Source organism: Paenibacillus chitinolyticus NBRC 15660 (genome assembly GCF_000739915.1).
Classification (GTDB): Bacteria; Bacillota; Bacilli; order Paenibacillales; family NBRC-103111; genus Paenibacillus_F; species Paenibacillus_F chitinolyticus.
On the sequence record NZ_BBJT01000002.1, the window covers coordinates 785,315 to 805,773 of the forward strand.

Genomic DNA, 20,459 nt, shown 5'->3' on the forward strand with positions numbered 1-20,459 from the left:
TCCTCTAAATGTACACGCTTCTTGCCATAAAAATCAAACTTGTTCCCCAAAATAAAAACACCCGTACAGGGAAACTCAACCCCCGTGGGTGCCCGGATACTTTCCGCCTGCGTTCCATTGCTAGCGGGACAAAAGCGGCTTGATTTCCGAAATCATCTCCTCCATGGACCTGGAGCACTCCTCAAACATCCGTTTGGCTTCCGGATCGTTCGTGGAAAGGCCGAACATCTCGATGTCCGCCTCGCATTTCTTAATCTGGGCGAGCAGGACCGCTTTTTTCTGAGGCTGGGGAACCTGCAGCTTGTCGTCGAACAAATCGACGTAAAGCTCTCCGTAAGAGTCCACCTGACCCAGAAAAACGTTGTCGATGGTCGCGTCCATCGTTTCCAGCTCCGTCTGGAGCCAGCCCCGGTTGAGACCGATGGCGGCCAAAGGCTCGTCGAGCGCCTTGCCATCCATAATTACGGCCTGCGGCTCTTCCGCCGGGCCGACTTTAATGCCGAGGTGCTTCGGGGTCAGAGGCTGGTTTTCCTTTTTCAGAAGCACGTTGATTTCCCCGCTCGCTTCCATCACCGCAAATTCGACGTCGGCCGCCTGGAACACGTTTTTCCTGCGCAGGCTTTGCAGCAGATCGTCCGTAGTCAGCCGTTCTTTCTTCAGGTTTTCTTCCATGATTTTTCCTTTTTTGATGAGAATCGTTTCCCGGTTATCAATGAAATCCCGGGCCGCTTTGCTTTTCATCTGGAGAAATCCGATTCCGACGGCGGCCAAAATCCACACGAACAGAGCTATAATTCCCAAATACCAATCGGCTGTGCGGCTCAGCGTTATATAGACGGCCAGGACGGCTGCGGCGACCCCCGTTGTCACTTCAAAGAACGTCAACCGGCTGTTCTGCCTCTTCCCGAGCAGCTTGGCTGCGGCCAGTACGATCACGATGACCATCAGGGTCCGTAAAACAACCACGATCCAATCCGGCATAATCCGGTCCCTCCTTCTGTCGTATCTCCTTAAATTTATCTTTCCCGTTCCTAAAAAAGTTGTCCTTTTCCGAGTCGTTTTATTCTTCCCCGGGGCCATTTAGAGCCGGTCGCTTTTTAAACCCGCGCATGAATGAAACCGAGGCTGTCCGGTTAGATTACTTTTTGTCCAATCAAAGGATTTCACGGAAAAGGAGGTGTATACAATGACAGTCGGCTCCCAAGTAAAAACTTGTCTGGCTTCCCTGAAAAGCGCCCAAGCGAGCCTTGAATCGTTTGCCCTGAGCACACAAAACCAGGACGCGAAGACGCTGTTCGAAAATGCCGCCAAAACCACCCAGGATGTCGTCACCCAGGTACAAGGGCGCGTTCAGCAGCTGGAAAACGAAGAACCGCAATATCAAGGCTTCTGACCCTGATCGTAAAAGCTTTGCCGGCTCGGGCCGGCAGAGCTTTTTTTGCGTCATTCCCGTTTACGGGAACGTAAGCCGGGTGGCAGGACTTAGCTCCTGGACTGCCGTGTATTATCGCGGAAGTCTGCAAACAATGAAACCAACTATCATTGTGCGAAAAGGATGTGTTTCCATTGGCGATCCCTTATGCCGATTGCGATTTTTCACCGATGAAACAAAATTTGAAAGACGATCTGGAGAAGCTGGTTCTCCGTCTTCAGCGCAGCATTCAAACTTTGGACGAAGAAAATCACTGCATGCTGGGCGAAATTGAAGGCATCAAAGAAAATTTCCTGAATATCGAGTCCCGGGCGTCCAGCTTTTACTTGAACTGCTACCTCTCCCCTTTTACCGATAAATATACGGAACTGTCCGTCAGTGCACAAAATTTGTCCAAGCGGCGTCACGGCGCCTTGATCGTCGTTCAGCGCAACGACTCGCTCGACGGGCTGATCCAGCCCGGAGTCGCCATCGGGGCGTCGGTCACGCAGTCCCTCCTGGAATCGCTGTTTTATCCCGGAACGCCGCTTCACGACGGGGCCGTCCTGATCAAGTTCAACGAGATCGTCTCCGCCAAAAACATTCTTCCCCTCTCCCATATCGTCCAGGCGGAGCCTAAACTCGGCACGCGGCACCGGGCGGCCATCGGCATCACGGAGCTGAGCGACGCCATCGTCCTCGTCGTGTCGGAGGAAACGGGACGCGTCTCTTTCGCTTCCAAGGGATACTTGTACCCGATCGTTCCCCGGTAAGGGCCGCTTTCGCACAGCATAGCACAGCATAGCACAGCAAAAAAACTCAGCATCGCATGGATGCTGAGTGATGGATGATCCGGGCGCGAGAAACCCGGAAAGACCGGAAAGACCGCTTGAGCCCGGACCGCTGTGCTGGCCGGGACTCGGCTCTTTTAGCCTAGGCCGGCCGAGTTCGAGCTGCGCTCAGGCCCGGCTACGCGGCGGGAACGGTTCGCCGCCGCTTTGCATCAGCTTTCTGTCTGCCGGGAGCGCCCAAACAAACTGTCTACCGCCAAATAGCGGCTGCCGGTCAATACGAGCAGCAAGGAGAGAGCGAAAAGCGCCAGATCCAGCTCGAAGCCCGCGGATTGGCCGTTGCCGGTAAACCCGGCGGAGAACTTGACGCTGAACATCGCTCCGATCATCAGCACGCCGAACAGGGCGGCAGCGATCCGGGTTCCGAGGCCGAGAATGATTGCGGCACCCCCCACGGTTTCGATAACAGCCGTTACATACGCCAGAAAGCCGGGAAGGCCGATGCTCTCAAACCAGCCGGCGATATTCCCCAGTCCGCTTTGAAATTTGTCCAGCCCGTGGACCAGAAACGTTACCCCTAATACCAGTCTGACAATCAGCAGACCGATTTCTGTTTTTCCGTTCATCATCAACATCCTCCCATTAATGGTTGTAATTGGTTTCCGGATTATTCATATGGACTCCGCCCGGAAATCAGAATCAAAATTGCAAACACAAGTAACTCAATGTTCCGAATTCATAACCGCGGTAAATGACCCGTGGCGTCCGCTCTTCGCTTCCGCTTCCGAGCGCAAGAAAAAACGGGACGAAATGCTCCGCTCTAGGCACGGCCATACGGCTGTGAGGAGCAAGCGCTTCATAGCGGTACAGGGCGGCCGTATCCCGCTCCAGCGTATGCCGGATAAGCCAGTCGTCGAATTCGACGGCCCACGGTTCCGGTTCCTCCTGTCCCCAGTTGACCATCCGCAGATTGTGAACCGTTACTCCGCTGCCGATGACCAGGATATCCTCTTCCCCCAGCCCGCGCAGAGCTTCACCGATAGCGGTCTGTTTATCCGGCGGAAGATGGGGATTGACGGAGAGCTGGATCACGGGGATGTCCGCCTCGGGAAACATTTTGTAGAGCAGCGTCCACGAACCATGGTCGAGTCCCCTTGCGGAGTCGGTATCGACTTCGATCCCCCGTTCCCGGAAAAGACCTTCCAGCCGCAAAGCCAGCTTGACGGACCCTTTGGCCGGATAGGCAACCCTGTAGAGTTCGTCCGGAAAACCGTAAAAATCGTAAATCGTCTCGTACGTCTCGTCGGTCGAAGTTAAGGTCAGAACCTCGCTCTCCCAATGAGCCGTAAAAATAACGATCGCTTTCGGTTTCCACTGCTGTCCCAATTCCCGTAAAAAGGCCGTATACTCCGTATCTTGAATAGCCAGCGCAGGTGAACCGTGGGCTAAAAACAACGAAGGAATCATGGTGCTAGCCTCCTTTAAAGTTTATTAAGTTACTTTTCGTAACCTAGTGTATAATTGTAACTTTATAATGTCAAGCAATTTATTTATTTGCTGTTACTATATTTTTATTAGTCAAATGAGCGTATACTGGAGTTAGGAGGGATGCCTGATGAAAGAATCTAACTTATGTCCCCGCTTTGAAAAAGGAATGCAGCTCATCAGCAAACGCTGGGCCGGCCTCATCGTCTATCAGCTTTTATCGGGACCGCAGCGTTTTTGTACGATAGAATCGAATCTGCCTTTAAGCGGGAAAATCTTGTCCGAAAGATTGAAAGAGCTTGAGCAGGAAGGCATTATCCGGCGGAATGTTTATCCCGAGATGCCGGTAAGAATCGAGTATTCGCTCACGGAGAAAGGACTCGCCCTGGAGCCGATAATCCGCGGAGTGGAACAATGGTCTTCCGCCTGGCTTCAGCCCGAATGACACGCGAGGATTGACAGTGGGAATGCGCGTACCTATACTATTTAGAAGTTCGCATATGCGCGTAAATAATTATCGTCCGCATCTGTTTGACGGAGGTGAGACCCATAACCATCAGCAGCCGCTTTGCCGTAGCCGTTCACATTTTATCGCTGCTGGAGCTGAATAAAGAAGGACGCAACACGTCCGAATATATAGCCGGAAGCGTCAGTACGAATCCGGTCGTCATCCGCCGGATTACCGGCATGCTGAATAAAGCGGGCTTGACCCGGACGAGCCCCGGAGTCGCCGGAGCCGCTCTGGGCCGGACTCCTGCCGAAATCACTCTGCTCGATATTTACCGGGCGGTTCAAGCGGATATGCAGGACGAGCTGTTCGCGATGCATGAGAATCCGAATCCGGACTGCCCGGTCGGCAAGAACATCCAGAGCACGCTCGAGACTCAGTTCAACCGGGCTCAGCTTGCGATGGAGCGGGAGCTTGACGGCGTTACCCTGGCCGATATCGTAGCGGATCTTGCCCGCTGCGAATAGTCCGCCCGCGGATCGTTCGTTCAGGCGGGCGGATAACCCCTGTGGATTCGGCGAAAGCGGATTCAGCCAACAAAAAAAGACATCCGGACCGGCCAAACAGGCGGGACTTGATGTCTTTTTTTGTGCGTCTTAGAAGAATAATCGGAATGCGGCCAGGGACAGCACCCCCGCGATCACGGTTCCGAACAGGCTGCGCGTATATACCGCAACGGCCAGAGCGGGCAGGGCGGCCAGCAGCTTGTACGCATTATCCGCCACGGACAACCGGCCGTCTGTCAAGAGCAGCTCCTGGGCCAGCAGCGCAGCCATAACCGCGACCGGCACGTGCTGCAGCCAGCGGATTCCCCATTCCGGGAGCTTCATGCGGCTGAGGACGAGCAGCGGCAGCACACGGGGAATCCAGGTGACGGCGGCGCTGCCGGCGATGATCCACAGGACGAGTTCGCTCACTTCCATTTCTCGATCACCATCCCTGCCGTCGCCGCGACCAGTATGGCGGCAATAACCGTGAGTCCGCTGTCCAGGAAGCGGCTTCCTCCAACCACCACGGCGGTCGCCGTGACCACCACCGCTAAGTCGGTGCGGATTTTACGCCGTGCGGCCATTTGGAGGATAAGCAGGCCGATGAACATCCCCGGAAGGGCGAACTCCAGTCCGAGCTTTTCCGGATGGGCGATCCGCTCCCCCATCAGGCCGCCGGCCATATTCGCCGCGAACCAGTTCAGGTAAGCTGTCACATTCAAGCCCAGCATCCATTTGTAGGGGATTTCCCCGTTTTGCGCCGCCCGGCTTGAGGCAACACCGAACGTTTCGTCCGTCAGCAGAGTGCCGGTCGCGATATTTTTCCACCACGTATACTTGGAGAAATAAGGGGCCAGCGCCGCACTCAGCAGCAGATGGCGCAGGTTGACGAAGAACAGGGTCACGATAACGGAAACGGCCGGGGTCCCCGCGGCAATCATCCCGGCGGCAATAAATTGGGCGGACCCCGCATAGAGAAGCAAAGAGATCAACCCGATCTCGGCGACACTCATCCCCGCGGTTTTCTCCACGACGCCCGCCGCGAACCCGATGCTCAAATAACCCAGAAGTGTAGGTACGCAGTCATTTACGCCCTGAAGAAAGCTGTCGCCGTCCGAACGGTTCTCCGTTTCCGGTACCGGCCTATTCGTATTCATGTCTCTCGGACCGGCCGTTCTTACAGCACCCGTCATCCGGTTTCGGCCCGCTCACGGCGCTATTCGCCTGTTCGAATACGCCGACCATTCGCGAGAGGAACGTATTGATGAGATCCAGTTGCTCCGGTGTATAAGCCTCGCAAACTTCCCGGGTCATCGTTCCCAGCGGCTTATAAAGCGCCCCGATCGTTTTTTGCTTCTCTTTGACCGGAACGATGATAACGCGGCGGCCGTCGTGAGGGTCCTTTTCCCTGCGCACGAATCCCGCCTGCTCCAGCCGGTCGATCAGAGCCGTGACGGTTCCCGTAGTCAGCCCGGTCAGCTTGGCAAGCTCCCCTGCCGTGATCGGTCCTTTTTCGTTCAAGATGTCCGCCGTTTTCAAATCGGTATGTATGACCCCTAGGGAATGTGCCGCATTTTGCTGAAAAAGTACGATTCGCGTAGACATTTTACGCATATGACCGATCAGTTCCAGCACTTTCTCTTCAGATTCGGGCAAAACGCTTGACAAGTAAAATTCCTCCTCATAAACTAGAAATTATCTTGAAAATCAAGATAATGGGGTTGGCGAGATTGTTTATTTAATTTTAACGAATAAACTTTTTTTTGCAAAGGAGATGTCTTCCAGACGCCGGAAAAGGACCGCTACATTTGGAATCGCAACTTATTCAGAGGAGGATTTCCCCTTGATTCAGAAAGACAACAATCTTAACCGGGTCGTTGCCGGGCTGCTGCTGGCTATCCTGATGTCCGCCATGGATAACACGATTGTCGCCACAGCCATGGGCACCATCGTCTCGGATCTGGGCGGCTTCGACAAGTTCGTCTGGGTCACGTCCGCCTACATGGTGACGACGATGGCCGGAATGCCGATCTTCGGCAAGCTGTCCGATATGTACGGGCGCAAACGTTTTTTTATCTTCGGTCTAATCGTGTTCCTGCTGGGTTCCGCCCTTTGCGGAATTGCCCAAAGCATCGTCCAGCTCAGTATTTACCGGGCGATCCAAGGAATCGGAGGCGGCGCGCTGCTGCCGATCGCGTTCACGATCGTCTTCGATATTTTCCCGCCCGAGAAGCGGGGTAAAATGACCGGTCTGCTGGGTGCGGTGTTCGGCTCGGCGAGTGTGCTCGGTCCCCTTCTCGGAGCTTACATCACGGAATACATAAGCTGGCACTGGGTGTTCTACGTCAACCTGCCGATCGGTCTGGTATCGCTGCTGCTTATTATGCGCGCCTACAAGGAATCTCCCGGGCATGTCGAACAGCGCATCGACTGGTGGGGAGCGATTACGCTTGTCGTCGCGGTCGTGAGTCTCATGTTCGCCCTAGAACTCGGGGGCAAGGAATACGCTTGGGACTCCGTTCCGATCGTAAGCCTGTTTGCAAGCTTTGTCGTGTTCTTCATTCTGTTCTTCATCATCGAACGGAAAGCGAAGGACCCGATCATCTCGTTCTGGCTGTTCAAACGCCGCCTGTTCGCAACCTCCCAGCTTCTTGCGCTGCTTTACGGAGCGACATTCATCATTCTGACGGTGTATATCCCCATTTACGTGCAGGCCGTCTTCGGCGGTTCCGCAACGAACGCGGGCCTTATCCTGACGCCGATGATGCTGGGCAGCGTGGCGGGCAGCGCGATGGGAGGTATTTTCCAGACGAAAACAAGCTTCCGGAACCTGATGATTATTTCCGTCTTCTCGTTCCTCGCCGGCATGTACCTGCTCGGGGGACTGACGCCAGAGACGAACAGGGCTCTCCTGACCGTGTTTATGATCATCGCCGGTTTCGGTGTCGGCTTCTCGTTCTCCCTGCTGCCTACCGCTTCCACCTACGACCTGGAACCCCGGTACCGCGGCACGGCGACCTCCACGAACTCGTTTCTGAGATCGTTCGGGATGACGATCGGCATTACGATTTTCGGCAGCATTCAAGCGAACGTCTTCACCGACAAAATCAAAACCGCCTTCCAGGGAATGAACGGCGGCGGGATGGCCGGAATCGATATGAGCAATCCGCAGCAGATTTTCCAAGCGGACAAACGTGCCTTGATTCCGCCGGATATTTTAAACAAAATTATTCACGCCTTGTCCGAATCGATCGCCTTTACGTTCATGGCCGCCCTCATTCCGATCGTTCTGGCTGTGATCATTGTGTTCCTCATGGGGAACGCCCGGGTCGTACCCGCCAAACAAAAGACCGGCCAGCCTTCCTGACCCCATAAGAAAAACCGAGATGAACAGCCGGAATGCTGTTCGTCTTTTTTTTGTTGAAATTTGACTGTTTCATTCGTTAAAATTCGGGTATATAACCCCAATAGATGAATTTTGAATCTTTATTATTCGGTCTCAAGGAGATGGTAACTTACATGACCAGCCTGCAAATTAATCCTCAGTCCCTGGCGGACCACTTGTTTGCCAGTACGGCGGACGGCCTTGCCTTGTATTCTCCGAACGGCGTTTGGATGCAGGTAAACGAAGCTTGGTACCGCCTGTGCGGCTATTCTCCGGAGGAACTCGCCCGCCTTACTTTAAAAGACCTTGTGCATCCGGACGATTGGAAGGATGCACGGCCGGAAGCGCCCCTGCCGGACAGTTACGTACAAAAAGTACGCTTCTTTCATAAATCCAAGCGCGAAATCCCCGTTCTGCTTACAATAAGCCGTCTGACCGGGAATTCGCCCGAAACATCCCAGTGTTACGTCCTGCAAGCGTCCGAGCTCTCGCCCGTCCAAGATGACGTACAGACCTGGAACAGAATCAAGCGGCAGTACCGGCTGATGTCGGAGCATTCGCGGGATATCCTCTACCATACGGCCCCGGACGGGACGATTCTGGACTGCGCGCCTACCATCCGTCGGATACTGGGATATTCTCCGGACGAGCTCATCGGGAACACCGAGGATGTGCTTTACTGCTTCCCCTCCGGTTTACAAACAGAGCAGTCCGATTCCGCCGTAAATGAAGAATATGCGCGGCAGGTCAAATTGCTTCACAAAGACGGCCGCCACATCTGGTTCGACTTAACCGTGAAGACAATAATCGGCGACAACGGCGAGGAGCTTATTCTGAAAATCGGCCAAGAAATCTCGGACCGCAAAAAGAACGAACAATTCATAGCGGAAGCCCAGCGCATCGCTCTGATGGGAAGCTGGGAATGGGACATTTCAAGCAACGAGATTCTTTTCTCGGACCAATTCTTCCGGGTGTCGGGAATTGATCCGGCAAGCGCTGCTGTCCACGGCATCCTGAGCCTGGTCAGCGAAGATTTCCACCCTGTTTTTAAAGAAGAACTGGATAAAGCCTTGGTGAACAAGGAGCTCAGTTTCGAGTACCGGAGACGGAAGGAAACCGGAGAAGACATCTACCTGCATATCCGCGGCCTTGTTACGTACTCGGACCAGGGAATTCCTCTTAAAATCAACGGCACGATTCAAGATATTACGGACCGCAAGCTCGTTGAACGCAAGCTTCAGGAAACGGTCGAACGCTATACATCGCTGAAAAAATATAACCACGACGCCGTTTTTTCGCTGGATTTGGAAGGAAAAATTCTGAACACCAATCTGATGGCCCAGGAAATGACGGGTTATGCGGTTCACGAAATGATCGGCGTCTGCTTCACGAAGCTGTTCGGCACGGAAGATATTACGGAGATCCTTGAGGCTTCCTTAAAGGACACCTCCGCCGATAAACACATCGACAAAATTACGGACAAGTACGGCAATTCCGTGGAAGTGCTGACAACGATCGCCCCCATCATCATCAGTGAAGCGAACGTCGGGTATTACATTATCGCCAAAGATATCCGGGAACAGAAGAAGCTGATGATCGAGAAGGAAAGCGCGGAAGCCACAAACAAAGCCAAAGGCGAGTTTCTGGCCATGATGAGTCACGAAATCCGCACACCTATGAATGCGGTGATCGGCATGACGGATCTTCTGCTTGAAACGACGTCCTTCAACTCGGAGCAGAGAGAATACTTGAATATCATCCGCAAAAGCGGCGACACGCTGCTCGGCATCATCAACGATATTCTGGACTTCTCCAAAATCGAATCGGGCGTAACCGAATTGGTCGAAGAGCCGTTCGATCTCCGCACCTGCATCCTGGAGTCCGTCGATCTTCTGACGCCCAAAGCGATAGAAAAAAATCTCGAGATGATCTGCGCCATGAGCCAGAATATGCCGTCCACCCTGCTGGGCGACGCCAAACGGTTAAAGCAGGTGCTCATTAACCTGATCGGGAACGCCGTGAAATTCACGAGTACGGGAAACATCACGGTTTCCGTCAAAAAACAAGCCCAGTCGCAGGGAACCGTAGACCTGTTGTTCCAGATTAAAGATACGGGAATCGGAATTCCGAAGGAAAAAGCCGACAAGCTGTTCCAGCCTTTCTATCAGCTGGATAATTTCATGACACGCGAAACGGAGGGAACCGGGCTCGGACTCGCCATCTGCAAGAAGCTGGTCCAGCTCATGGGAGGCGATATCTGGATAGAGCAGTCGGATGAACCCGGCGCTCATTTCCTCTTCAACGTCGTTCTGAAAGAAGCGGCGCAGGAGGCGGTTCCGTTTCCTAAAGACAAGACGGCGGCGGAGAAAGCTTCCGGCCACTCTCTCAAAATCCTCGTTGCGGAAGACAATCGGATCAATCAGCTCGTGCTCGTCAAAATGCTCACCAACCAGGGCCATACCGTCCGCGTGGTGGACAACGGCAGCGAGGTCGTCGAAGCGGCACTGACCGAACGGTACGATATCGTGTTTATGGATGTGCACATGCCGGAAATAAACGGCCTGGATGCGGCGCGGATGATTAAGGAAGCGCTTAGGCCCGAAGAATATCCGATCATCGTGGCCGTTACGGCCAACGCGCTCAAAGGCGACCGGGAAAAATGCCTTGCGGCCGGCATGGACGACTATATCAGCAAGCCGATATTCAGCCGGACCGTCAACGAAACGATCCAGAAATTTTTCTCGTTCCAGCAGGCGTAACACCGGCATGCGGCGATATACACACAAAAGCTCCGTACAGGCTGCTGGCAGCAGCTTGTACGGAGCTTTTTGGCGTATTTTTTCGCTAAATCAAATCATCCAGTACGTATTCTTCTTTGCGGACCGGATTCTTCTCGCCGCGCAGCCAGACGAGTCCGAAGCTTTCATAAGGAAAATCTTTGCTCTCTTGGAGCGTTTCGCTTCCGCCGAACGCTTTCTCCACGGAAAACCGCTGGGACCGGTGCGCCAGAAGCGCCTGGGCTTTGATCTTCCAGTAGGGCGCCGTTTCGAGCCGGACCACAGAAGGCGCATCCGCCATATCGCGATAAGAAGGCAGGTTGTAATAGTACTTCTGAACATGAGGACAACGTCCGCCGAGAACGGCTTCGTTTACCGCATGATGGATGGCGATGTGATCCGGGTGGCCGCTGATTCCGTCTTCCGGGAATGTGACGACGACGGACGCTCCCGTTTCGTTCAGGAATTCGGCCACCGCATCCGCCAGCGCCGGCCTGTCCATCCCGGCCAGCTTGCCGTCCGGCAGCCCGAGGTGCATCACGTCCGATACGCCCAGCAGATCGCAGGCGGTCTGCAGCTCGACTTCCCGCGCGTCGGCTAACTGCTCCGGGGTCATGGGACCGAGCGGTCCCGGTCTCCCCGCATCTCCGCGCGTAGCGCAGAGCAGTACGCTGCGTATTCCCCGATCCGCCAGAGAGCGGATCAGACAGGCGCTCCCGAACGATTCGTCGTCGGGATGCGCGTATATAAAAGCAACGACAGGGGCCATAGGTACCCGTCTCCTTCCGGTTATTAACTCAAAGCCGTTTTCACAGCCGGTTTAGCACGATTTCTTCGGCGATGCCGTCTACGCGGAGATCTTTGCCGTCCAGATACCAGACGTCTTTTTCTTCCATAAAAAAGGTGATGCCGCCGGCTTCTGCCGTCACGGCCGGATAATGCGGAGTATCTTTAATGATCCCGAATGAAAAGGCATCCTCGCCCCCGCCGCTGTAACGCACAAAAATGCGCACATGATCTCCGTCGCCAAACCCCCAGTCTTTCCTGAAAAGATCCGACGCGGCTTCCGTGACCTTGATTTGCATACTCAAGCCCCTCCTTCTGATGACTATCTGAATCCCGTGTTCACGATGAGTCCGGCTATGTAAATGTTTCCGTTCCGGACCCGGTTTCGATCCGCCTTCCTCCTTATTATAAACCGTACAAGGCCGTGCCGCGCAAGTGCCGTTTGTTTTCTCCGGCCTTAGGACGGGTATGTATAGGTAACCCACACATATAGGAGGGAATGGACATGGAACAGCCCAAAGGACAAGAAGTGCGCAACGAGAAAAATCCCGATCACAATTCTCCCGAGCAGGAGCGTAAGGTGGACCGCAAGCAGGACATCGAGCCTCAGGCGGAGGAATGGAATACACGCAACAAGATCAGCGGCACTCATCAGGACGAGAACAGCCGCAATTTGTAAGGACGCAAGCCCTGCATGGCAGAAAAAGAAAAAAAGCGCCGGGATTGAAAAATCCCCGGCGCTTTTTGCTTGGAATAACTCCTTAGACCCAGTTGCCTTTGCGGAAGATCGGCTCGATAGTCCCGTCCGCGAGTTCCCCGTCGATGTCGAGATCGGCGGAGCCGACCATAAAGTCGACGTGCGTCAGGCTCACGTTGGCTCCTCTCGCCAGAAGTTCCTCCTGGCTCATCTTGGTCCCGTTCTCCAGGGTGAACGGGTAGGCGCTTCCGACGGCAAAGTGGCAGGACGCATTCTCGTCGATACCGGTGTTGTAGAAAATCCGGTTCAGGTTCGAAATCGGCGAATCGTGCGGCACCAGCGCCACTTCCCCGAGACGTTTCGCCCCCTCGTCGGTATCGAACAGGGATTTGAGATGCTCCTGTCCGACTTCGGCGGAATAATCCACCACGATTCCATCCTTGAACGTAAGCTTGAACTTATCGACCAGACGGCCGCCCAGATTCAGCGGCATCGTGCTTGATACGGTGCCGTTGACTCCGTCGCGCTTCGGCATGGTGAACACTTCTTCGGTCGGCATGTTGGCGACGAAATAATCGCCCTGCTCGTTTTCTCCCCCGCCGCCGAGCCACAAATGGCCTTCGGGCAGCTCCACCGACAGGTCCGTTCCCGGCGCTTTATAGTGCAGACGGCGGTACTTCTTGCCGGTCAGCCGCTCATGCGTCTCGGACAACTGCGCAATGTGCTCTTTCCAGGCGGCGACCGGATCGTCTTTATCGACACGGTTCATTTTAAAAAGCGTTTCCCACATGACGGAAACGCGTTCGTCCTCGGGCAGGTCGGCGAAAACTTTATCCGCCCACGCTTTAGTCGGCGCTTTGACGAGACACCAGCTAAACTTATGGTTGCGGACATAACCCTGGAAGCGTTGTCTTGCGATCGAGGCCGCTTTGCCTGCACGTGAAATCTTGCCTGTATCAATGCCTTTGAACAGCTCCGGATCGGGTACCTTGATGTTCAGCAGGGCTCCGTTGCCTTCGGCAAGCTGTTCCATCATTCTCGCCGTCCACTCCGGGTAGAAATCAAACGATTCGTCAGGTGCGGATTCGTACCGGATGCGTGTCGTCTGCTCGTCGCTCCAGTTCACCTCGACGAATTTGGCTCCCGCTTCGTAAGCTTTTCTTACGACATGACGCGTAAACTCCACACTTTCGATCGGCGATTCAATGTACAGAATCTGTCCCGGTTGAATGTTAACGCCAACTTTTACGACCAGTTCGGCATACTTCTCCAGTTGTTTCTGGAATGATGTCATAAATGACAACCCCCTATGTAAATGATTACTGATGCACCCTTTTACTCTACTCCTCTGTCTCCAAAAAAGAAAGTTCCGCTCCATTTTCGTAAAGTCTTTTTGAATTTCTCCACTTTCCGCTGCTCTCATACAAGTCTCTTATAAGAAGTCCTTATTTTTAAGAAAAAGAGAGGAAACCGTAGAAAAACGATTATTAAAGCGCTATCATCGTCTTCTAATGAAATGAAACGCTCCCCTCTCTTCGTTATAATGTCTTTTAGTGATCATCGGCCCCGGCTTTCCTGAGAGTGGAAAGTCACCTTTTTAACCAACTGACCCCATACCTGAGGAGGATTTTCAACTTGCTTAGACAACTGAATAGAACGTGGTTTTCCAATCCGCGCAGCGATATATTATCCGGGATTACGGTAGCGCTGGCGCTTATTCCGGAAGCGATCGCATTCTCGATTATCGCCGGAGTCGATCCCATGGTCGGGCTTTACGCCTCGTTTACGATGGCGTTCGTCATTTCAATCTTTGGCGGCAGACCCGGCATGATTTCAGCGGCTACGGGCGCAATGGCGCTGGTCATGGCTCCGCTTGTCAAACAATACGGCCTGGAGTATTTGTTCGCCGCAACGGTTCTGACCGGAACCCTTCAATATATTCTCGGCCTGCTTAAGCTCGGCAAACTTGTCCGCTTCGTGCCCCAACCGGTTATGACCGGTTTCGTAAACGCCTTGGCGATCCTTATTTTCATGGCACAGCTCACTCATTTTGTCGGTCAAGGCTGGGTCATGTATGCCCTCGTCGGCGTAACCCTTGCCATCATTTACATTCTGCCGAGATTTACGAAGGCGATGCCATCCGCACTTGCGGCCATTATCCTTGTTTCGATTGTCACCATTTCTTTCGGTATAGGGGTCAATACGGTCGGCGACATGGGCCGGATCACGAGCTCGCTGCCTTTGTTCCATGTGCCGCAAGTCCTGTTTACGTGGGATACCTTGAAAATTATTTTCCCGTATTCCCTGTCTCTCGCATTCGTCGGGATTCTCGAATCGCTGCTCACGGCTACGATCTTAGATGAAATGACCGACACGCCAAGCGATAAAAACCGGGAAGTCCGCGGTCAAGGCGCGGCCAATATCGTGACCGGCTTCTTCGGCGGAATGGCGGGCTGCGCCATGATCGGCCAATCCGTCATCAATATCAAATCCGGCGGGCGGACCCGGTTGTCCACGCTGGTTGCGGGTCTGTTCCTGCTGTTCCTGATCCTGGTACTCGGTCCCGTCGTCGAAAAAATTCCGATGGCGGCTCTCGTCGGTGTGATGATGATGGTCTCCATCGGAACGTTCGACTGGAAGTCCATCCCCCGCTTGACGAAAATTCCGCTGTCCGACGCGTTTGTTATGATCGTCACGGTCGCCATCGTTGTAGCGACTCACGACCTGTCCAAGGGAGTGTTCGCTGGCGTTCTGATCAGCGCCGTCGTTTTCGCCTGGAAAATGGCCAAGATCCGCGCAACGGCCAAGGTAAGTCCGGACGGAACCAAGACGTACACGGTATCCGGCCAGATGTTTTTCGGCACGATGACGCATTTCGTCGAGCAGTTCGACTACATGAACGATCCCGAGCGGATCACGATCGATTTTTCCCATTCCCACATTTGGGATCATTCGGCCGTCACGGCTATTTCCAAAGTGATGCTGAAATACGATCTTCTTCATAAAAAGGTGTCTATCACGGGGCTCAACGAAGAGAGCCGACGGCTCGTAGAGCGGGTCGGTCTTGCGGCCTCCGGCGGACACGGCTAAAGAAGCGCATTCCGGTTTTAACCGGGATGCGCTTTTTGTTGTACGCACGGGAGGCGTAACCTCCGGTTGCTGGCATCTACCGGTTCTCACTTACGTACGGAAGAGGAAGCCCGGTTATAGATACGCCAACCCGGCAGGTTGTTTTTTTATCTCCGATTGCGTTACTATGGAATAAAAACCGTCGCTGCTTACTGTCAGACGCAAGTAGGAATATTTACGCCTGTCTTCATCCGTGACGGAAGGAGGCCACCATCTTATGGAAGAAGTCATCATTGTCGGAGCCGGCCCTTGCGGAATCTCGGCTGCCGTCGAATTGAAGAAAGCGGGCATCCCCGCGCTCGTGATCGAGAAGCACTGCATCGTGAATTCCATTTATTTGTACCCGACCCATCTCCAGTTTTTCAGCACGCCGGACCTGCTGGAAATCGGCGATATCCCGTTTACGACGCCGAGCGACAAGCCCAGCCGTCAGGAAGCTCTTTTTTATTACCGGAACGTTGCCCGGCATTTCGATTTGAACATCCGGAGCTACGAAGAAGTCACTTCCATCCGTAAGAAGGACGGCCATTTTGTCGTCACGTCCGTGAATCGCGGCGGTCGGCAAATCGAAACCGAGGCGAAGCATGTGGTGATTTCAACCGGCTATTTCGATACGCCGAACCTGCTCGGAATCCCTGGGGAGGAGCTGCCGAAAGTAACCCATTATTACCGGGAGGCCCACCCTTATACGAATATGAAGGTCGCCATTATCGGCGGCAACAACTCGGCTATCGATGCGGCCCTTGATCTGATGCGCGTCGGCGCGGAAGTTACGGTCGTATATCGGCAGGAGCAGATGTCCCCATCCATCAAGCCTTGGGTGAGACCGATTTTCGAGAGTATGGTTGCCAAGGGCCATATCCGCATGCTGTACGCCTCCCGTGTCGTCCGGATCGACGATCTGACGGTAACCGTCGACACGAACGGGTCGCAAACCGTGCTCGATAACGATTTCGTCCTGGCGCTCACCGGCTTCCGGCCCGACCGGACCTTGATGATCGAATCGGGCGTGGAGCTGCAGGGCGAACATCTGAAGCCGCTCTATGATCCGGAGACGATGGAATCTAATGTGCCGGGTCTGTATGTCGCCGGCGTTATCGCCTCGGGCCACAACGCCAACGAGATTTTCATCGAGACGGGCCGCAAACATGGCGTGGCGATCGCGCGGCATATCGCCTCGAAGGGGCACACCGATTTATCCAGCTAAATTCTACCCGGCTGCCGCTGCCGCTGCCCGGTGGCAAGCGCCGCCGCGATAAGGAGGAATCCGCTTGTTCGAACGGAAGGATTACTTATTGACGATGATCACGCAAATGGCCGAAGCGATTGCAACCCGTATCTCCAAGCTTCGCAAAGAGAAGAAGCATGCGGAAGCTCTGGCCGAGCTCGGCGAGCTGTACGGCAGGATGCAGCTTCCGCCGTCCAAGCTGCTCGGCTCCGTCCCGGAGGAGGACGCCCTCCGCATGATGATGACGGGAGCCTCGCTGAGCGGCGAGAAGCTTCTGGCGGCCGGCAAGCTGCTCCGCGAGGAAGCGGACATTTACGAAGAAATGTCCGGGGAGCGCGAGGCTTATCAGCGCAGGGTCAATGCGCTGTATTTTTATTTGACGGCGGATGAGCTGGGCGCGAAATCGGACGACGTGTCCCTTCACGCGGAGATCGCCTACTTGAACCACCGGCTGAAAGCGTACCGCCAGCCCGCCGCTGTCCTGTACAAGCTCATGGAGTACTGCTGCGCTGCGGGAAGCTATGACAAAGCGGAAAATCTCCTCTATGAGCTGAAAGGCAGAGATTCTTCGGGAGACGGAGAGCTTCCCGAGCGGGGCCTTGCCTTCTACAGGCGGCTGCTCGCTTGCAGCGACGAGAAGCTGCAAGCGGGCAAGCTTCCCCGCGACGAAGTCGAAGCGGGCCTCCGCGAGTGGCAGACCGCCTGGCCCCGGCTGTCGGCCGGAGGGACAGGCATCGCCCCTTCGGGGGCGGAGAGCGCGGGCTGACGGTCAGCCTGCTTCGTTCGCTCTGCTCCCCCCAACGGCAGCAGAGCGCTTCGCCTGCAAAAAAAAGGACCGTTCCGTACAGCCTCTGCAGGCTGACACGAAACGGTCCTTTTTTTGTTGCCGCAATTTCTTCCGGATGCTTTGCAAATCCGTCGAATCCGTCAAATCTGTTAAACCCCGCCTTACTGGAGTCCGCGCACCTCAAATTCGTAAATCCGGGCCGCCGTATCCCCGCCTTGGCTCGCTTTGACGATATTCAGCTTCACATAGCGAGCCTTCACCAGCGCAACTGCGTCGTTCGTCTCGCCCGCCCGGTTTCCTTTTACCTCCAGAACGTCCGTCCACGTAACGCCGTCCGCACTCACCTGCACGGTATAGTCGCTCGTGTTGAAGCCTGCCCATTCGCCGCCGGCTTCGGCATGCTTCAGCACGAATCCGCTTATCGTCTTCTCCGCTCCCAGATCCACGGTGAGCCAGTGAGGCAGATTGCCCAGCGCGCACCATTTGCTGTTGCCGGTGACTTTGCCGTCTACCGCGTTAGCCGCTCCTTCGGCAGGACCGCAGGCGTTGTCCGCTTTAGCGGTTTTGCCGAGCGCCAGGTTTACGGCCGCACCCGCGTCTTTACGGACGGTAATAAGCGCTTGCTTGGTCACGGAATCTTGACCGGCGCTGTTTTTGGCCGTGAGTGTCACGCTGTAAACGCCCTCTTCGGCAAATGTGACAACCGGCTGTTTGTCCGTACTTGTGGAAGGGCTCGCGCCATCTATCGTCCACAGCCATTCCTCGGTGACTTCCGTCGACTGGTCGATCAGCGTCACCTGCTCGCCTGGGGCGACAAGCGTTTTGTCCGTTTTAAAACGGGCCGCCGGTTTTGGATAAGCCGGCCACTTGATCGCCGCCGCTGCCGCCTGCCCTGCCCGGTACTGTCCGTTGACCGCAACCACCTTAAGCACGGTCGTGTCCTCTTTATTGCTTCTTTTCATTTCAGGGACATAGTAAACGTTGTTGGGAGTAGCTCCTAGGAACTCCTCTTTACCGTCCGGAAGCACACGATAAATTTCGTACTGCTTCACCTCTTGGTCCAGGGCCGTCCACTCCAGGCGGGCATCGCCGTAGATGCCGTCGCGGAAGTCGGAACCGGTAACCTTGAGATCCTTAACGGCCGGCAGAGACGACGATTGTTCTTGCTTCACGCTGCTGACCGAAAGCTTGCCGATGTTGATCGCGTAGGCCGGGATCGTTTCTTTCGAATCGAACACAAGCGAAATCGACGAAATGCGCTTTCCTTTATAAGGCGTCAAATTAAACGTTTCGGTCGTCCAGCCCGGCTGAACTTTATCCTTCACGTCCAGATAAACGACCTCATCCTTCGGATCGGCAAAAGTCAGGGCCACTTTCATGCCCGGTTTTTGCGAAGTTTTATACGTAACCGACAGTTTAGTGGCCGGTTCGATAGCCAGGTCCGTCCGGTACAGCTTAAGCGTCGTGGCATTGACCGGACTCAGCGTCCCTTCCACCTTAAGAGAGCTGCCGCCGTAATAGGCGTCCGACCAGTCGAGGCTCGGTTTAAGCGCGGTTCCTTTACTCTCCGCCATCCAGCGCCAGGTCGGCAAAATATCCTGCAGGCTGCGGTTGTTCCAGCCTTTGTCGCGCACGAGTTTGCCGTCTACGTAGTACTGCTGCCCGCTTCCCGTGTTGAAATGCGTCACGAACGGCAGCCGGTTGACCGGGGATTGTTCGGCCACATAATGAGCCATGCCTTTCCAGGCTTGATTCGTATCCGTGCGGGAAGGATCGCCGTTCTGGCCAACCCAGAATTTATTCTCCCTGGCGAAAAAATCCTTCATGTTCTCGGCGCTGTTAAACGCCCAGTCGGGCCGGTAAATGCCCAGCGAAGTCGCCGCCGGCTTGCCTTGCGGGAACAGCATATCCCACTGGATGCCGGTGTCGTAGCCTTTGGCCTCGACGTCAATGCCCGCGAACAGCTCGTACGGGCTCCGGCCCAGGCTTTTCGCTTTGGCGGCCGAACCCGCCAGATCTCTCCACCAGAAGTTAAGGAACATGCTGTCTGAGACCTTCTGCTGTTTGTCCTGCAGGAACATCTCGTTCTTGTCGTTCAGCGCGTTCTGCCAACTGATCGCACCGTCTTTGGTCATGGAATCGTACCACATGATCTGCATGGACGGGGATTTGCGGGCCTCCAGATATTTCAGGAATTCCTTCATTTTCTGGGCATCCGCCGGGGTGCCGCCCTCGGTTTCCTGGTTGATGAACCAGCCGTCGAAGCCGTATGTTTTCGCCACCTCGATCAGCTTGTCGGCTACCGGGAACGAGCCGTCCGGTTTCTGCTGAAGCGTCTGCTTCACCCAGTCGTATTTGCCCCCGTACACGCTCGGCGGGAAAAAGACGGTGCCCATGATCGGCACGCCATTCTTATGGGCGGCGTCTATCGCGTCGGCACTTGGAGGCACGATGATGCCTTCACCGGCCGAGCCTCCCCAATAGACCAGCTTGTCGACATACTGCCAATAACCGAACGTGTTGGCCGCGAATTTGTCCGAGCCCTGCGAAGGAACGCCGCTCGTTCCCGCGTTGAGGGCGGAAAGCGCCACGATTTTGGGGTCCTTGGATGCGTTAGCATTCACCTTGTCGCCCGTAAAACGTTCCTGCAGCGGAATCGAACCGCGGTTGAATTTCGCGTCGGGATCGGCCCCGGGGCTCCATTTCAGCAGCTGCTCCGGATACCAGTACGAGGAATGGGGCTGCGCTGCGGACGCGGATAAACCCAATGCCGCGCATGCGGCGAAGGATACTGCCAGACTAACGCCAATCTTTTTCATGGGTGACCTCCTATGTAAGTTAAGACTTTTACGTGCAGCGGGGCGGCAATCGCGCCTAAAGCATGATGCGCCGGACCGGCTCTCCCTGCCGGATGAGAATTCCGAATAATTTCCCTCCTGTTTGTCGTCTGCTTGGTAATGATTACGCTTTCATTATAACAATGGGAT

At 54.9% G+C, this 20,459-nt stretch carries 20 protein-coding genes; 10 read left to right on the top strand and 10 right to left on the bottom strand.

Annotated features, from left to right (window positions below; all coding sequences use genetic code 11):
* Window positions 1-120: 120 nt before the first annotated feature.
* The gene (locus tag PCH01S_RS05005) at window positions 121-981 is read right to left on the bottom strand and encodes a DUF421 domain-containing protein (protein ID WP_042227271.1); all 861 of its coding nucleotides are present in this window, start codon (window positions 979-981) and stop codon (window positions 121-123) included.
* A 205-nt stretch (window positions 982-1,186) separates the two neighbouring features.
* Between PCH01S_RS05005 and PCH01S_RS05010 the strand changes: the two genes are divergently transcribed.
* Both PCH01S_RS05010 and cdaS read left to right on the top strand, forming a co-directional pair.
* Complete coding sequence (locus PCH01S_RS05010; protein WP_042227273.1) at window positions 1,187-1,393, top strand: DUF1657 domain-containing protein; 207 nt, start codon at window positions 1,187-1,189, stop codon at window positions 1,391-1,393.
* Between the two features lie 173 nt (window positions 1,394-1,566).
* Window positions 1,567-2,184, top strand: coding sequence for a sporulation-specific diadenylate cyclase CdaS (gene cdaS, locus PCH01S_RS05015; RefSeq protein WP_042227275.1), 618 nt, complete (start codon window positions 1,567-1,569; stop codon window positions 2,182-2,184).
* Window positions 2,185-2,414: 230 nt separating this feature from the next.
* On the opposite strand, the gene PCH01S_RS05020 is transcribed toward cdaS, so the two are convergent.
* Window positions 2,415-2,831 carry a DoxX family protein gene (locus PCH01S_RS05020; RefSeq protein WP_042227277.1) on the bottom strand — a complete coding sequence of 139 codons (417 nt, stop codon included), beginning with the start codon at window positions 2,829-2,831 and terminating at the stop codon, window positions 2,415-2,417.
* 70 nt (window positions 2,832-2,901) lie between these two features.
* Window positions 2,902-3,669 (bottom strand): DODA-type extradiol aromatic ring-opening family dioxygenase, encoded by a 768-nt coding sequence (locus tag PCH01S_RS05025; RefSeq protein ID WP_042227279.1) that lies wholly within the window; start codon window positions 3,667-3,669, stop codon window positions 2,902-2,904.
* Between the two features lie 148 nt (window positions 3,670-3,817).
* On the opposite strand from PCH01S_RS05025, the gene PCH01S_RS05030 reads away from it, so the two are divergent.
* Both PCH01S_RS05030 and PCH01S_RS05035 read left to right on the top strand, forming a co-directional pair.
* On the top strand, window positions 3,818-4,132 hold the full coding sequence (locus tag PCH01S_RS05030; protein ID WP_042227281.1) for a winged helix-turn-helix transcriptional regulator: 315 nt from the start codon (window positions 3,818-3,820) through the stop codon (window positions 4,130-4,132).
* A gap of 104 nt (window positions 4,133-4,236) precedes the next feature.
* The gene (locus tag PCH01S_RS05035; protein ID WP_042227476.1) at window positions 4,237-4,662 is read left to right on the top strand and encodes an Rrf2 family transcriptional regulator; all 426 of its coding nucleotides are present in this window, start codon (window positions 4,237-4,239) and stop codon (window positions 4,660-4,662) included.
* A gap of 129 nt (window positions 4,663-4,791) precedes the next feature.
* Here PCH01S_RS05035 and PCH01S_RS05040 read toward each other — a convergent pair whose 3' ends face one another.
* Genes PCH01S_RS05040 through PCH01S_RS05050 form a run of 3 tightly spaced genes read right to left on the bottom strand, consistent with a single transcriptional unit; the run spans window position 4,792 to window position 6,297 of the window.
* The gene (locus PCH01S_RS05040) at window positions 4,792-5,118 is read right to left on the bottom strand and encodes an AzlD domain-containing protein (protein WP_042227283.1); all 327 of its coding nucleotides are present in this window, start codon (window positions 5,116-5,118) and stop codon (window positions 4,792-4,794) included.
* A complete protein-coding gene (locus PCH01S_RS05045) occupies window positions 5,109-5,840 on the bottom strand; it encodes an AzlC family ABC transporter permease (RefSeq protein WP_042227285.1) in 732 nt (243 codons plus the stop codon). Before PCH01S_RS05045 ends, PCH01S_RS05040 begins: the two co-directional genes overlap by 10 nt.
* A complete protein-coding gene (locus PCH01S_RS05050; RefSeq protein WP_241688911.1) occupies window positions 5,827-6,297 on the bottom strand; it encodes a MarR family transcriptional regulator in 471 nt (156 codons plus the stop codon). The genes PCH01S_RS05045 and PCH01S_RS05050 overlap by 14 nt, the downstream gene beginning before the upstream one ends.
* Window positions 6,298-6,526: 229 nt before the next feature.
* Here PCH01S_RS05050 and PCH01S_RS05055 point away from each other — a divergent pair, with 229 nt between their 5' ends.
* Entirely contained in the window at window positions 6,527-8,050 is a 1,524-nt protein-coding gene (locus PCH01S_RS05055) for an MDR family MFS transporter (RefSeq protein ID WP_042227289.1), read from the top strand.
* A gap of 152 nt (window positions 8,051-8,202) precedes the next feature.
* Window positions 8,203-10,827, top strand: a complete 2,625-nt coding sequence (locus PCH01S_RS05060; protein ID WP_042227292.1) for a PAS domain S-box protein — start codon at window positions 8,203-8,205, stop codon at window positions 10,825-10,827.
* An 85-nt stretch (window positions 10,828-10,912) separates the two neighbouring features.
* On the opposite strand, the gene PCH01S_RS05065 is transcribed toward PCH01S_RS05060, so the two are convergent.
* Both PCH01S_RS05065 and PCH01S_RS05070 read right to left on the bottom strand, forming a co-directional pair.
* Entirely contained in the window at window positions 10,913-11,614 is a 702-nt protein-coding gene (locus PCH01S_RS05065) for a PIG-L deacetylase family protein (RefSeq protein WP_042227294.1), read from the bottom strand.
* A gap of 40 nt (window positions 11,615-11,654) precedes the next feature.
* Entirely contained in the window at window positions 11,655-11,930 is a 276-nt protein-coding gene (locus PCH01S_RS05070) for a HesB/YadR/YfhF family protein (protein WP_042227297.1), read from the bottom strand.
* Between the two features lie 206 nt (window positions 11,931-12,136).
* Between PCH01S_RS05070 and PCH01S_RS30795 the strand changes: the two genes are divergently transcribed.
* Window positions 12,137-12,310 (top strand): hypothetical protein, encoded by a 174-nt coding sequence (locus PCH01S_RS30795; protein WP_164977147.1) that lies wholly within the window; start codon window positions 12,137-12,139, stop codon window positions 12,308-12,310.
* Window positions 12,311-12,392: 82 nt separating this feature from the next.
* Here the strand turns inward: PCH01S_RS30795 and PCH01S_RS05075 are convergent, their stop codons facing one another.
* Window positions 12,393-13,622 (bottom strand): aminopeptidase, encoded by a 1,230-nt coding sequence (locus PCH01S_RS05075; protein ID WP_042227299.1) that lies wholly within the window; start codon window positions 13,620-13,622, stop codon window positions 12,393-12,395.
* 341 nt (window positions 13,623-13,963) lie between these two features.
* Between PCH01S_RS05075 and PCH01S_RS05080 the strand changes: the two genes are divergently transcribed.
* The 3 genes from PCH01S_RS05080 (at window position 13,964) to PCH01S_RS05090 (ending at window position 17,451) form a co-directional block, all read left to right on the top strand.
* Window positions 13,964-15,418, top strand: a complete 1,455-nt coding sequence (locus PCH01S_RS05080; RefSeq protein WP_042227301.1) for a SulP family inorganic anion transporter — start codon at window positions 13,964-13,966, stop codon at window positions 15,416-15,418.
* 256 nt (window positions 15,419-15,674) lie between these two features.
* Entirely contained in the window at window positions 15,675-16,664 is a 990-nt protein-coding gene (locus PCH01S_RS05085) for a YpdA family putative bacillithiol disulfide reductase (protein WP_042227302.1), read from the top strand.
* Between the two features lie 64 nt (window positions 16,665-16,728).
* The gene (locus tag PCH01S_RS05090) at window positions 16,729-17,451 is read left to right on the top strand and encodes a DUF6483 family protein (protein WP_042227303.1); all 723 of its coding nucleotides are present in this window, start codon (window positions 16,729-16,731) and stop codon (window positions 17,449-17,451) included.
* Window positions 17,452-17,633: 182 nt separating this feature from the next.
* On the opposite strand, the gene PCH01S_RS05095 is transcribed toward PCH01S_RS05090, so the two are convergent.
* Entirely contained in the window at window positions 17,634-20,291 is a 2,658-nt protein-coding gene (locus PCH01S_RS05095) for an endo-beta-N-acetylglucosaminidase (protein ID WP_042227304.1), read from the bottom strand.
* Between the last annotated feature and the right edge of the window lie 168 nt (window positions 20,292-20,459).

Excerpts from the sequence above, each read along its gene's own strand:
- PCH01S_RS05050 (WP_241688911.1), bottom strand. The coding sequence starts at position 6,297 with ATGCGTAAAATGTCTACGCGAATCGTACTTTTTCAGCAAAATGCGGCA.
- PCH01S_RS05095 (WP_042227304.1), bottom strand. The coding sequence starts at position 20,291 with ATGAAAAAGATTGGCGTTAGTCTGGCAGTATCCTTCGCCGCATGCGCG.
- PCH01S_RS05085 (WP_042227302.1), top strand. The coding sequence starts at position 15,675 with ATGGAAGAAGTCATCATTGTCGGAGCCGGCCCTTGCGGAATCTCGGCT.
- PCH01S_RS05030 (WP_042227281.1), top strand. The coding sequence starts at position 3,818 with ATGAAAGAATCTAACTTATGTCCCCGCTTTGAAAAAGGAATGCAGCTC.
- PCH01S_RS05025 (WP_042227279.1), bottom strand. The coding sequence starts at position 3,669 with ATGATTCCTTCGTTGTTTTTAGCCCACGGTTCACCTGCGCTGGCTATT.
- PCH01S_RS30795 (WP_164977147.1), top strand. The coding sequence starts at position 12,137 with ATGGAACAGCCCAAAGGACAAGAAGTGCGCAACGAGAAAAATCCCGAT.
- PCH01S_RS05075 (WP_042227299.1), bottom strand. The coding sequence starts at position 13,622 with ATGACATCATTCCAGAAACAACTGGAGAAGTATGCCGAACTGGTCGTA.
- PCH01S_RS05005 (WP_042227271.1), bottom strand. The coding sequence starts at position 981 with ATGCCGGATTGGATCGTGGTTGTTTTACGGACCCTGATGGTCATCGTG.
- PCH01S_RS05040 (WP_042227283.1), bottom strand. The coding sequence starts at position 5,118 with ATGGAAGTGAGCGAACTCGTCCTGTGGATCATCGCCGGCAGCGCCGCC.
- PCH01S_RS05070 (WP_042227297.1), bottom strand. The coding sequence starts at position 11,930 with ATGCAAATCAAGGTCACGGAAGCCGCGTCGGATCTTTTCAGGAAAGAC.
- PCH01S_RS05045 (WP_042227285.1), bottom strand. The coding sequence starts at position 5,840 with ATGAATACGAATAGGCCGGTACCGGAAACGGAGAACCGTTCGGACGGC.
- PCH01S_RS05065 (WP_042227294.1), bottom strand. The coding sequence starts at position 11,614 with ATGGCCCCTGTCGTTGCTTTTATATACGCGCATCCCGACGACGAATCG.
- PCH01S_RS05020 (WP_042227277.1), bottom strand. The coding sequence starts at position 2,831 with ATGATGAACGGAAAAACAGAAATCGGTCTGCTGATTGTCAGACTGGTA.
- PCH01S_RS05010 (WP_042227273.1), top strand. The coding sequence starts at position 1,187 with ATGACAGTCGGCTCCCAAGTAAAAACTTGTCTGGCTTCCCTGAAAAGC.
- PCH01S_RS05060 (WP_042227292.1), top strand. The coding sequence starts at position 8,203 with ATGACCAGCCTGCAAATTAATCCTCAGTCCCTGGCGGACCACTTGTTT.